Genomic DNA, 12831 nt, shown 5'->3' with positions numbered 1-12831 from the left:
ATATTAGAAATAATGGATTGGATTAGTATTCACTTCCGTTAAACGGACTGCAAAAGTAGTAAAATTTTCGCGTAGATAATCTGCAATTAGATCAATCGTAAATCGCTCACTTTCATAGTGTCCGATATCGGCGATCATCAACTCACCTTCTGCGTCGAAAAATTCATGGTATTTAAAATCACCTGTGATCAAAACGTCGGCTCCTGACCGTTTGGCATCTCCCAACAAGAAGCTACCTGACCCACCGCATATCGCGACCCTTTTAATATCCATTTGAAGGAGCTTAGTATGTCTGACGACCTTTAATTCCATTGAATCTTTCAAAAAACTCAAGAAATCGGAAGCTTCCATTTTTTCAGAAAGCTCACCTATCATCCCTGACCCTACATATTGATTTTCATTCTCGAGTGAATGCAAGTAATAAGCTACTTCTTCATAGGGATGAGAGGCCGACATTGCGGCCAACATCTTTGAAGACAAGTAGCCAGGAAACATAATTTCAACTCTGGATTCTTCTTGCATTTGGGTTTTTCCGATAGCACCAATTGTTGGTTTAGCACCATCTTCGGGACGGAAAGTGCCTGTACCTTCTACGTTGAAACTACAACTGCTATAATTGCCAATCACTCCGCCGCCAGCTTTAAACAAGGCCGTTCTCACTTTTTCGGCATCCTCTTTTGGTACAAAAACCGTGAGCTTATTGAGTCCCCCTTTTTTAGGGTTTAATATGGTGCGATTGACCAATTCGAGTCGATCAGCAATCCTTCCGTTAACACCTGTCAAGACACTATCCAAATTGGTATGTATAGCATACAGAGCGATTCCATTTTTTATCGCTTTCAAAATGGTGCGTTCTACATATGTTTTGCCGGTAAGGCTCTTCAGCCCCTTAAAAACTATGGGGTGATGTGAAACCACCAAATTACAGCCCTTCTCAATGGCCTCATCAATTATGGCCTCAGTGCAATCGAGACTAACCAGAATACCATTGACTTCTTTATCTCTGTCACCAACTAGCAACCCTACATTATCATAAGACTCTGAATATGCAGGTGGAGCCCATTGCTCTAGGTAGATGCATATATCTTTAATTTGTGGCATATTTGATCCTTTCTTTCGAACAAAGCTAAGGAATGCAGGAATTACGAAAGCTCTTATTACCGTTCGCTTGGGTTTATGGCTTTATATTGAGCTTGCGTCATCTATTGTATGACACGGGAATTCTAAAGTCTTATAAGCCTTCCCAGAAGACAATCGTGGTGGGAAACCTTAGCCTTGGAGGCACTGGCAAAACTCCGATGGCAGATTATATCGTATCGCTTTTAGGGACCGATAAAGTTGCAATACTGAGCCGAGGTTATGGCCGAGAAACCAAAGGAACATTGGTCGTTGACGACTCAATGCAAGCCAATCAGTGCGGCGACGAACCGTTGCTTCTCAAGAATAATCATCCACATCTCTTCGTGTTGGTGGATGAAGACCGAGCCAGAGGATTGGAATATTTAAGAACCAATCATCCCGACATAGAAACGGTCATTCTGGATGATGCCATGCAACACAGAAAAGTAAAAGCAGACTTCTACCTTCTTTTGACCACCTGGGATAGACCTTTCACGTCAGATTATCTTTTACCTGCGGGAAATCTTCGAGACATCAAAAAACGCAGTAAAAGCGCGCAGGCCATAGTGGTGACAAAAACACCATTAGACACGAATCAAAAAGAAAAAAACCAATTGGTAGCCAAGCTAAGGGCGAATAATCAAAGCATCTTTTTCTCAGCAATCTCATACGGTCAAATATTTGACCTGAAATCTGATAGGGTCGATTCGTCTGATCTTTCAAATGTGGTTCTGTTATCAGCTATCGCAAATCCGCTGCCTTTCGAACAAGAAGCTCAAAAACAGTTCAATATTATCAGGCACTTCGAATTTCAAGACCATCACGAGTTTAGCTCTGAAGAACTGTTTAAGCTCCGCGATTTTATTGATACTTTTGGGCCTGAAAAACCAACGCTACTCACTACCGAAAAAGATGCGCAACGACTTAAAACTCACGTGTATTTTTTCAATGAAAATCATATTCGAGTATTGTATTGGAAAATTAAAACAGACTTTGGCAGTGATTCAGAAAGATTCAACGCCATGATTCGATCGATATGAACGAGACTCAACTGAATAATTCACTCAATTTTCTAAAGGAACACTTTGGAGAACTTAAGCCTCAAGTAGGTATAATCTTAGGTTCAGGCTTGGATGCCGTAGCCGAGAAAATATCAGTGAAAAAAAGAATTAGCTACAGTGAGATCCCTGACTTTCCTCAATCTACTGTAGTCGGTCACAAGGGGGAATTTATCCTTGGCGATTTCGGCGGTAAAACTGTACTGGCGATGAGAGGAAGGTTTCATTTCTACGAAGGATATTCCATGGACAAAGTAGTAGCTCCTGTAAGAATTATGGTTTTAATGGGAATTGATCTCCTTATGGTCTCGAATGCTTGTGGGGGAGTGAATCCGAATTTCGAAATTGGGGATGTGATGATTATCAGTGATCACATCAACCTTTTCCCCACTAACCCACTAATGGGGCCTAACAATGATAAGTGGGGGCCTCGGTTTCCCGATATGAGTCAGGCATATGACCATGAACTTATTCAGGTAGCAGAGGGTGTGGCAGAAGCAAAGAGTATATCAGTTCAAAAAGGAGTTTACGCGGGCTTGTCCGGACCTTGTCTCGAAACACCGGCAGAATACAAATACGTGCGCATTATAGGAGCTGATGCAGTTGGGATGAGCACAGTCCCTGAAGTAATCGCCGCTCGGCATATGGGTGTTAGATGTTTTGGAATCAGTGTAATAACGGATTTAGGAGTAGAAGGTAGAATTGTCGAAACGACTCATGCTGACGTAGTTCGAGCTGCAAATGCATCATCTTCCAAAATGGTACAAATTTTCGAAGGTGTGATTGAAAAGCTATGATCGAAGAAAGAATAGAAATTTTAGAAAAATACCAGTTGGTAGTAGGACTTGAAGTTCACGCCCAGCTATTGACCAAATCAAAGGCTTATGCGGGAGATTTAAACTCTTACGGCAGTCTCCCAAATTCAAATACCTCCCCTCTTACTTTAGGACACCCTGGGACTTTGCCAAGGGTGAACAAGAAAGTGATTGAATATGCCATTAAACTGGGCCTTGCGACCAATTGCTCCATCACCAGAGCCATGCATTTCGCTAGAAAAAACTATTTCTATGCGGATTTGCCGAAAGGCTATCAAATCACTCAGGACACCACACCGATTTGCACAGACGGTTTCTTAGATGTGAAGGATGCTAACAACGATATCAAACGAATTGGGATTACCAGAATTCACATAGAGGAAGATGCCGGTAAGAGCATTCACGACCAAGATCCATTCAACACACTGGTTGATTTAAATCGAGCAGGAGTACCTCTTTTGGAAATAGTTTCGGAACCCGACATTCGCTCAATAGAAGAGGCGTACAATTATTTGGCTGAGATTCGACGCTTGGTGAGGTATCTTGAAGTCTGTGATGGAAACATGGAAGAGGGTAGTATGCGCTGTGATGCTAACGTCTCCGTTATGCTAAGGGGTTCTAAGAAGTTCGGAAATCGCTGCGAGGTAAAAAATATGAACTCCCTTCGAAATGTGCAGCGAGCCATCGAATTTGAGATGAAGCGCCAGATTGAAATTTTGGAAAACGGTGGAGAAATCATTCAGCAGACCCGAAGCTTCGATGCGGTGCAAGGAACTACTTTTGCCCTTAGAGGAAAAGAAGATGCGCATGATTACCGGTACTTCCCCGAACCAGATATCCAACCACTCACGCTTGAGCAGTCAGATATTGATAAAGTGAAAGAACACATGCCTCCCCTACCCAACGAGCTCTTTAGGAAGTACATTAATGAGCTTCAGCTATCAGAGTACGATGCGGGAATCTTGATCGAGTCAAAGCCGATAGCCCTTTATTTTAATGACTTGATCGGGCATACAAAAAACTACAAAGCTGCTGCCAATTGGGTGATCGGAGAAATAAAGTCTCATTTAAATCAATCGGCAACTGCCATTGAAGAGTTTCCGTTAAAACCCGCTCAAATTGCTGAGATTATTGCTTTAATCGATTCAGACAAGATCAGTAATTCCGCCGCTTCCCAACAATTATTCCCGAAATTTATTGAGCAATCGAATAAAACCGCTGCTGAAATTGCAGAAAGCGAAAACTTACTGCAAGAAAGTGATGACGACTCACTAGAAGTACTAGCCAAACAGGCTATAGCCGCTTTTCCTGATAAAGCTGCAGCCTACAAAAATGGAAACAAAGGACTTCTAGGCCTATTCATGGGAGAAGTGATGAAACTATCAAATAGAAAGGCCAACCCTAAAATGGCCAGTGAAATTCTGAGAAAACTACTTGAAAAATGAGAATTAGATTGATCCTACTCGTTTTGATTACAGCTGGCTTATTTGGTTGTGAAAATCAACCAAAGGTGAATACTATTTCAGGGAACATATCTGATGCCAATGGGCAATCTGTTTCTTTGATTGGCTATACCAACGGAATACCTGATACCCTCAGAAATGTTGCTTTAGATCCAAATGGAAACTTTGAACTTGAGTTTAAAGCGGGCAGACCTGATTTCTACACGCTCGCTTTGAGTGAGGATAATTCGATGATTTTGATTTTAGACAGTACAAATTCGAATGTCCAAATAGATGGAAGCGCAGAAAAACTTCGAGAGACCTACTCTATTTCGGGAAGCGAAGAAAGTGAGCGCTTGCGAGATCTTCTGGTAATTACGACAGCCTTCGAAAAAGAACTGGACTCTTTGATGACTGCCTTGCGTTCTTCTGCTACTACCGGGGAGAGTGAGAAAAGAGTTGAGTTAGGAAACTCATACAATCAAGCAAGACAAGAATACAGAGACTACTTGATTGATTTTATAAATAGTGATCCTGAAAAACTTGCAAACTTCACGGCTTTGCAACGACTAAACATGAAGGAAGACCTTGAACACTTTAAAACGGTAAGAGATGCTCTTTCGACGAAGCTGCAAGGGAACTATTTTTTTGATAATCTGAGTGATCAAATCGCAAGCATGGAGAACCAATTGCGACTTGAAAACCTGCTAGAACCAGGGACAATAGCACCGGAAATCGCATTACCGAATCCGGCAGGGGACATAATCAAACTTACAGACCTTCGGGGAAATTATGTTTTGATAGATTTTTGGGCTTCTTGGTGTAAGCCATGCCGTATGGAGAATCCGAATGTCGTTCGGATGTACAAGAAATATGAGAATGAAAATTTCGAAATCTTCGGCGTTTCGCTCGACAGAAATAAAGAAAAATGGATCGAAGCCATCGCGAAGGATAAACTGGAGTGGCCTCACGTGAGTGATTTGAGATATTGGCAATCAGCGGCGGCCGATCTTTATAATGTAAAAAGCATCCCTTTCACGGTCTTGATAGACCCTGAAGGAAAAGTGATTGCAACCAAACTTCGAGGAGCTGCATTGGAGCAAAAACTCGATGAGATATTCAACACATAATTAATGAAGAAATACTTCTTCGCTTCAGATTTTCATTTGGGTGCTCCCTCACCTGAAGAAAGCCTTTTGAGAGAAAAAAAGGTGGTTCAGTGGCTTGAAGAAGTTCGACACGAGGCTGAGGAGATTTTTATTCTTGGCGATGTATTCGATTTTTGGTTTGAATACAAAACGGTCGTCCCTAGAGGACATGTGCGTATCCTCGGGAAGCTCGCCGAGATTGTAGATTCCGGAACAAAAGTTCATTGGTTTATCGGAAATCACGATATGTGGATTTTCGATTATATCCCGAATGAAATTGGGGTGGAGATTCACCGAGAGCCCATTCAAAGAACCTTGAACGGCAAAAAATTCTACATCGGCCACGGTGATGGTTTAGGTCCTGGTGACCACGGTTATAAGTTCATTAAGAAGGTGTTTCGGTCGGGTCTGTGCCAGTGGCTCTTCGCCCGACTACACCCTAATTTCGGGATTGGACTAGCCAATTCCTTCTCTAGAATGAGCAGAAAAAAAGGAGTAGAAAGTGATAAAGTATTCTTGGGTGCTGAAGAAGAATGGCTCGCGATTTATTCAAATGAAATCGCAGAAAAAGAACATATTGATTATTTCATTTTTGGCCACCGCCATTTGCCGATGGTGATTGAGCTGAGCAATGGTGGTGAATACATAAATCTTGGCGACTGGATTAACAATTATACCTATGCGGTATACCAAGAAAAGGTAGAGTTGAAAAGCTACGGAACCAATCCTACAATTTATTCCAATAAACGATAAGGTCACAGAGCCTCGATGCGTATCCCATTTCATTATCGTACCATCCGACCACTTTTATCAGATTACCCACAACAGAGGTCAACTGACTATCAAAAATGCACGAATGTGTATTCCCAATAATATCTGAACTGACTAAGGGTTTGTCCGTGTATTCCAGATAGTTCTTCCATGCTGATTTACTCGCGTTTAGGAATAGCTCATTAATCTCTTCAGCTGTTGCTTTCTTCTTAACAGAGTATGTCACATCTGTTAGAGAGGCATTGGGCACAGGGACTCTAATCCCTGCTCCACCCAGGTGTCCTTCGAGATGGGGAAAAATCTTTGTTATCGCTTTTGCAGCGCCCGTTGTGGTAGGGATAATTGACAAAGCCGCCGCCCTTGCTCGCCTGAGATCATTATGCATCGTATCATGCAAAGCCTGATCACCTGTATAACTATGCACCGTGGTGATATAGCCGCTCTCTATACCGAGCACTTTGTCTATAATGTCCACCAACGGTGCCGCACAATTTGTGGTACATGAAGCATTGGATATTAGTCGGTCCGACGGTCTTAAGATGTCTTCGTTAGCTCCTAGCACAATCGTCTTAACTTCTTCGTCTACAGACACCGAGCTGATCAGACACTTATCGGCATTCCCTAAATGAACGGATGCCTCTGAAACTGTCTTGAATTTACCGGTACTCTCTAAAATAAGATCCGGTTCGAGGTTCTTCCATGGAATGGCACCAGGTGATCGCTCATGGAAAACAGGTACCGCTATATCATCCACCAAGAGGGAATCAAGATGATATTCCACTCCATGGGACCAGGTACCCTGAACGCTGTCATATTTCAAAAGATGACTGATGGCTTCTATCGATCCGGGATCGTTTATCGCTACAATCTCAATTTGGTCAAAATAAGCTTCAAAGACGCGTCTGGTAAAACATCGCCCGATTCTACCGAAACCATTTACCGCAACCTTTATTTTTTTCATAGAAATAAAAAAGGGTGGATCAGAAAACTCTGAGCCACCCCTAAAATTGATAATTATATCGGTCTAGCGCGTCACTACAAATTTTGCACTATTCCATGTCTCTCCAACTCTAAGTTGTAAGATATATTGACCTCGTGAATAATCAGAAGCATCGAATTGAATTTGTCGATTAACTCCTGCTCCTACACGTTGCTCTTGGAATGCTTCAATGAGTCTTCCATCAATACTGTAGATGTAAACTTCAATATCAGCGGAAGTACCAAGATCAAACGATACACTTGCTTGGGATGTAACGGGATTAGGGAATACTTTCAACTCATTGAGAACTGGTGCGTCATCAACAATATCTTCTACACTCGTTGGTGTGAGCAGGTAGCTTGACTTGAATACGCCGCGTCCGTGAGTACCAGCATAAACTACCCCGCTATTAGCAACATTCCATGCTTCTCGCTTTTGTTGACGCAAGTCGTAAACAGGAACTCGAGGCATCTCTCCATTATTAGCTTCGCTCCAAGTTTCACCGCTGTCACCACTATACCAAACTCCATATTCTGTTCCAGCTAGAAGAATTTCAGGATCTTCTACGTCCATCATAACTGTATATGCGGGCATTCCTGTGAATTCACTTGGAACATTCCATACATTATCGAATGTTCCTATTCCAACAACGGAAGCTGCTTGATCAGAAACTCTGATCTTTCCTGAGCCTCCATATCCACCGACGGAAATAGCCACTCTTTCACTAGCGTCTGCGCCGCGTCCTTCAGAATAATCAACTTCAATGTCAGTAATAGCACCAGAACCTGAATGAATAATGGTTCTTTCAATTACGGATTCTTCACTATCGAATTCCAACTGGTCTTCTGTCCAAGCGCTATTGAAGTTACTCAAGCGAATCAACGTTCCCCCCGAATAACCAACGTATAGATGGTCTCCATCAGGTGACCACTCCACACTTGTAGGGGAACCAGGCACGATATCATCTACTTGGTAAAACCGGGGTACACCGTTCGTTTTATACGGTTGGCGTGTAACATAAACTCCATTTGACAAAGCTGCAGCTAACAAGAATTGAGGCTTTTCTTGAACCAATACTGTATCAGCAATGTCATGAAATTCAAGAACTTCACCATCTTCGTCGAATCTCTGGTAATAAGAGTAAAAATTCACATCCTCAGTAGTCGTGTAGTTTAGTAGATAATCATTGTTATCTGCCTCTACGAGCACCTCTGTATTGGCAGGAATCCTAGCTATTATTGTATCTCCAGCGTCAGTAACTACTGGTTCGCTTAGCATCTCTAGATAAGGAGAATCTATAGCAGGGATATACTCTACAAATATTTCAGAATTCTCATTATTTGGATTCTCATGCAATGCAATATCTGTATTGAAGTCATTTCCACCCCCACCTGATTCAGCAGCCAGATCTTCCATCGGGAAAACACTCTGTCCGCGATCAGTAGACCTGAAGACAACTCCATTGTAAAGAGTCGAAAACATGTAATCAGGGAGAAATTGTGAAATTTCACATGAAAAACCATCTCCTCCAGAAAACTGCCGAGCAAATTTTGGATTCACACCTTCTAGACTTAGCCAAAGAGATCCATTGTCCTGCAAGCCACCCAAAACTTGTCCAAAAGGATTAAAGGCAATAGAATAAAATTGAGTCGTCGTATAATTTTGATTCAAAGCAGCCCATGTCTGACCATTGTTGTCTGAACGGAAAACTCCACCATCGCAAGCAATGTACAGTCTGCCTTGAGAATCCCAAGCGTCACTGTGAATATCTGAATGCACGTAAATAGGACTAGGAGGACCTCCCGGGAACGAAGCAAAGTTGGCGTTTACTTCCTCCCATGCGGTAATACCAGGTGTCGTTCCTGCCAATTCCCATCTCCACATGCGAATTCCACCCATAAGCACTTGCTCAACATCATCGCTTGGAACGCTGGTAAGCATGTTGTCATACCATCCTTGAGCAGAAAGACCATTATAGAAAGGGGTGAACTGTGAAAGCACACCACCCGAAAGACCGGGAGGGGCAATTGTATTCCAGATGGTCCCGCCATTAACGGATGCGAAAATCCCCAGCAAAAATCCGTTAGGCTGAGCCAAGGAGACATACATATAATCGGGATTGTTTTGTGAAATTGCTATTTCAGCCGTTCCAAAACCTCCTTCAGGGAACCCTGAGAAACAACTGTTGCAGTTAGCTTGAGTAAAAGTCTCTCCACCGTCATTTGATACGTAGAGTCTGTTTGACATTATTGTAACGATGGTTTGGCCATCTGCAGATATGTCTAAGTCCTTGACATTTGATCCATTAATAATTCCTTCGGGAGTGTCCCCTAATGTCATATCACCGTGAGTATAAGGATACAACCCGAAATTATTACCAATCCATAATCTGTCAGGATTGGCAGGGTCTGCTTTTATAACGTCAATATTGGCCCAATTGGAACTAGTATTGTAAGGAGATGGTTCGAAATCAGAAACAACTTCCCAAGTAGTACCATTGTCATTCGAAACGAACAATCCTCTTCCAATAAAACCAGAACCTCCGCTTCCATTTGCTTGCTCTCGACTGTGACCCGTTGCTACGTATAATGCACCATTACCCAATTGGGCCATAGACGACACTATTAAATATGGATCAAAACTTTCGATTAGGCTCCAGTTCAAACCTGCGTCATCTGTTCTGAACACACCTCCTGAAACTCCACCAGCCAACAAAGAATTGGCGTTTTCGTTTAACGGCAAAATGGCACGAGTCCTACCTCCTACATTATTGGGACCCATAGACTCCCATTCGATTTCATCGTTCTTCGCTCTGGGCATATTCATCTTTTCCAATGCTTTTTGCATTTTTAAGATGTCCTCACTCTCAATTTCGCCTGTGTAAATATTGGCTTTGATGGATCGATAATACTCAAAAGCCCCTTCTGCACCAGCAGCTACTGTATTGTAGTCGCTACGCGGGATGTATGCGGGAGCTTCCTGCCCATCTTCATTCACAACATACCAGCCAATACCGGCAATTGAAGCTAACCCTAGGGTAATGAGTAAATTTTTAATTTTCATACTCTTTGATTTTAATACAGTTTTTCGCAAGCTTAAAGTGGGGTAAATTTAACAAAAAAGCTATACCGTGTTAATTTAGAATTTCAACTATTCTTGATTTCTTTACGAATCAAAACAAGTGCTTTTCGGCATGATAAGAGGATCTTACTAAAGGACCACTCTCAACAAATTTATAACCCATTTCTAGACCTAATTGTTTGTACTCCGCAAATTTTTCAGGGGTTATAAATTCGGCAACGGGTAAGTGTTTTCTAGTGGGCTGCAGATACTGCCCTAGTGTCAAAATATCTGTTCCAACGCTTCGTAAATCCTCCATTGTTTCGATCACCTCCGTCTCAGTTTCACCAAGACCTAACATGACACCTGATTTGGTTTTCATCCCACCGCGCTTAAGTCTCCTCAACACCTCCAAACTTCGATCATACTTTGCCTGAATACGGACCTGCTTCGTAAGTCTGCGGACGGTTTCCAAATTGTGAGAAACGATTTCGGGAGCAACGTCTATAATGTTTTGTAAATTCTCCCATTTCCCCATGAAATCAGGGATCAACGTTTCTAATGTCGTCTCAGGAGATTGATTTCTAATGGCTCTTACGGTTTGGGCCCATATGAGGCTTCCTCCATCAGGAAGATCATCACGATCTACCGAAGTGATTACACAGTGCTTCACCCCCATCAGTTTCACAGAGCGCGCAACTCTTCCGGGCTCGAAGGTATCCACAGCCTCAGGTCTTCCCGTATCAACTGCACAAAAGCCACAAGAGCGCGTGCAGACATTTCCGAGAATCATAAATGTAGCTGTACCGGCACCCCAGCATTCTCCCATATTGGGACAATTTCCGCTTTCGCAAATGGTGTGTAGCTTATGCTCTTCGACAATCTCGCGTACTTGCTTATATTCTGCTCCTGTGGGCAACTTTACCCTGAGCCATTTAGGCTTCTTTACCCTTTCTCTTTTTTCCTCTGCTAAAGCCTCCATTACTTATTAAATTTTGCACCAAATTGCAATGCCACGTAAAAGTTAAAAAACAGCGCTTTGTTATCAGCAAATGCCATAATATCTATTTCCTCAAGTGGATAAAAATCAATTGTAGCACCTACCTCAATTCCTTTGATTCCCTCTCTTTCGGGATCATATTCAAAGTTGAGACCGAAAGCACCATGCACACCGGGATTTAGCCGTAGTTCACTAAACCCTCTTAAACCGCTGGCTCTTCCAAAAATATCTTCAGGCTTATGCTTTTCCGGGTCGTATTTTTCTACAATTACGTCTACGTAATTAAATTGCCCTCCTTCGCCCGGAATTCCAATCTCCAAATAAACTGGTTTGGTAAACCCTAAAGAAGGTCCTACTCGCCAATTGTATCCAATAGCCACTCCCGATTTTCGGATCTTGTCAAACTTCAGGTATTTCTTGCCTATAGTAGGCCTGAGGATAAAAAAATTATTCAGCTTGCCATAGATGTAACTGCGACTGTCGTCATAATAAGGATTAAAGCTTTTCACTTCTTTCGGGTGCTTCATGCCCACTACATCAAATTGTAAAAGACGTGATTTAAAGGCACCCTTATTCTTAGTAAAAGTTATGTGAGCACCCCATCCGTTGGTATGAAGTATCGCACCTCCATACACCGATCTATCGTACAATACAACTGCTTCATCAAATATGGTTGCCTCACCCGTCTGAGCAAACGAATAGTTAAACCCAGGCACAACCAAAATGAGAAACGATATTTTCTTAAGAAAGGATTGCATCAATTGTAAAAGTAACAATACTAAAAGTGATTCTGTTCTGTTTGAGGTCTGTGATTGGTGGACATTGAAATTTTAAATTGCTTTTGCAGCATGTATTAAATACAAAGTGAGTTGGTACTTCCCTAAAAATAAGACCTTAATCACTGACCTGCAAAGGAATCAAGTAGCACACTGAATCCATGTGGCTTAATAGCCAAATGAGATTTAACCTCAATGAGCTTGGAATCTTTGACCAGAAATGCCTGAGGTGATTCATGGCTGACAGAGAACAGGTCAGATAGGCGATTGCTAATTTCGCGATCTTTCACTACATCTATTAGATGGTATTCAAGTCTAGAATCTTCATTCTTCTCGATTCGACTCTTAGCCATTGAGCTGAGAGCACACCTATAGCTGTGCTTTAGAATTAACACAGGCTTAACAACGGAAGATTCTAACAATTCATGCAATGAATCTTCACTTTCAACTAGACTCCAAAAAGCCATTAACCAGGCGTATCTTGAGACTGTTTTGGTTGCTCTACTTTACTGTAAGCTGCACACGCTTGCTTTTGCGTACGACAAGAGCTTAACACAATTGCCATGACAAAAAGGACGGATAGTACTATACTTGCTTTCTTCATTCTAGAGATCTCGTTGGTACAAATATAATTAAACGTACAAAAACCGTTTAAATTTGAAT

At 42.1% G+C, this 12831-nt stretch carries 11 protein-coding genes; 5 read left to right on the top strand and 6 right to left on the bottom strand.

The window, feature by feature from the left end; genetic code table 11:
• Nucleotides 1–3: 3 nt before the first annotated feature.
• Nucleotides 4–1101, bottom strand: a complete 1098-nt coding sequence (locus O3Q51_00935; GenBank protein ID MCZ4407355.1) for a Nif3-like dinuclear metal center hexameric protein — start codon at nucleotides 1099–1101, stop codon at nucleotides 4–6.
• A 32-nt stretch (nucleotides 1102–1133) separates the two neighbouring features.
• Here O3Q51_00935 and lpxK point away from each other — a divergent pair, with 32 nt between their 5' ends.
• Genes lpxK through O3Q51_00910 form a run of 5 tightly spaced genes read left to right on the top strand, consistent with a single transcriptional unit; the run spans nucleotide 1134 to nucleotide 6335 of the window.
• Nucleotides 1134–2159 (top strand): tetraacyldisaccharide 4'-kinase, encoded by a 1026-nt coding sequence (gene lpxK, locus O3Q51_00930; GenBank protein ID MCZ4407354.1) that lies wholly within the window; start codon nucleotides 1134–1136, stop codon nucleotides 2157–2159.
• The gene (locus O3Q51_00925; protein MCZ4407353.1) at nucleotides 2156–2974 is read left to right on the top strand and encodes a purine-nucleoside phosphorylase; all 819 of its coding nucleotides are present in this window, start codon (nucleotides 2156–2158) and stop codon (nucleotides 2972–2974) included. The genes lpxK and O3Q51_00925 overlap by 4 nt, the downstream gene beginning before the upstream one ends.
• A complete protein-coding gene (gatB, locus tag O3Q51_00920; GenBank protein MCZ4407352.1) occupies nucleotides 2971–4437 on the top strand; it encodes an Asp-tRNA(Asn)/Glu-tRNA(Gln) amidotransferase subunit GatB in 1467 nt (488 codons plus the stop codon). Before O3Q51_00925 ends, gatB begins: the two co-directional genes overlap by 4 nt.
• A complete protein-coding gene (locus O3Q51_00915; protein ID MCZ4407351.1) occupies nucleotides 4434–5564 on the top strand; it encodes a TlpA disulfide reductase family protein in 1131 nt (376 codons plus the stop codon). The genes gatB and O3Q51_00915 overlap by 4 nt, the downstream gene beginning before the upstream one ends.
• Before the next feature lie 3 nt (nucleotides 5565–5567).
• Nucleotides 5568–6335: a UDP-2,3-diacylglucosamine diphosphatase gene (locus O3Q51_00910; protein MCZ4407350.1), complete on the top strand. Its 768-nt coding sequence runs from the start codon at nucleotides 5568–5570 to the stop codon at nucleotides 6333–6335.
• Here the strand turns inward: O3Q51_00910 and gap are convergent.
• The 5 genes from gap to ytxJ form a co-directional block, all read right to left on the bottom strand.
• On the bottom strand, nucleotides 6310–7314 hold the full coding sequence (gene gap / locus O3Q51_00905) for a type I glyceraldehyde-3-phosphate dehydrogenase (protein ID MCZ4407349.1): 1005 nt from the start codon (nucleotides 7312–7314) through the stop codon (nucleotides 6310–6312). The genes O3Q51_00910 and gap overlap by 26 nt on opposite strands.
• Nucleotides 7315–7377: 63 nt before the next feature.
• On the bottom strand, nucleotides 7378–10395 hold the full coding sequence (locus tag O3Q51_00900) for a T9SS type A sorting domain-containing protein (GenBank protein MCZ4407348.1): 3018 nt from the start codon (nucleotides 10393–10395) through the stop codon (nucleotides 7378–7380).
• A gap of 109 nt (nucleotides 10396–10504) precedes the next feature.
• Nucleotides 10505–11374: a lipoyl synthase gene (gene lipA / locus O3Q51_00895; protein ID MCZ4407347.1), complete on the bottom strand. Its 870-nt coding sequence runs from the start codon at nucleotides 11372–11374 to the stop codon at nucleotides 10505–10507.
• Nucleotides 11374–12150, bottom strand: a complete 777-nt coding sequence (locus O3Q51_00890) for a hypothetical protein (protein ID MCZ4407346.1) — start codon at nucleotides 12148–12150, stop codon at nucleotides 11374–11376. Before O3Q51_00890 ends, lipA begins: the two co-directional genes overlap by 1 nt.
• A 140-nt stretch (nucleotides 12151–12290) precedes the next feature.
• Complete coding sequence (ytxJ, locus tag O3Q51_00885) at nucleotides 12291–12635, bottom strand: bacillithiol system redox-active protein YtxJ (protein MCZ4407345.1); 345 nt, start codon at nucleotides 12633–12635, stop codon at nucleotides 12291–12293.
• Between the last annotated feature and the right edge of the window lie 196 nt (nucleotides 12636–12831).

The sequence above is a fragment of the Cryomorphaceae bacterium 1068 genome (assembly GCA_027214385.1).
Taxonomy (GTDB): Bacteria; Bacteroidota; Bacteroidia; order Flavobacteriales_D; family Cryomorphaceae; genus JAKVAV01.
The sequence above is the reverse complement of the archived record's forward strand: the minus strand, read 5'-3'. Positions and strand labels throughout refer to the sequence as shown.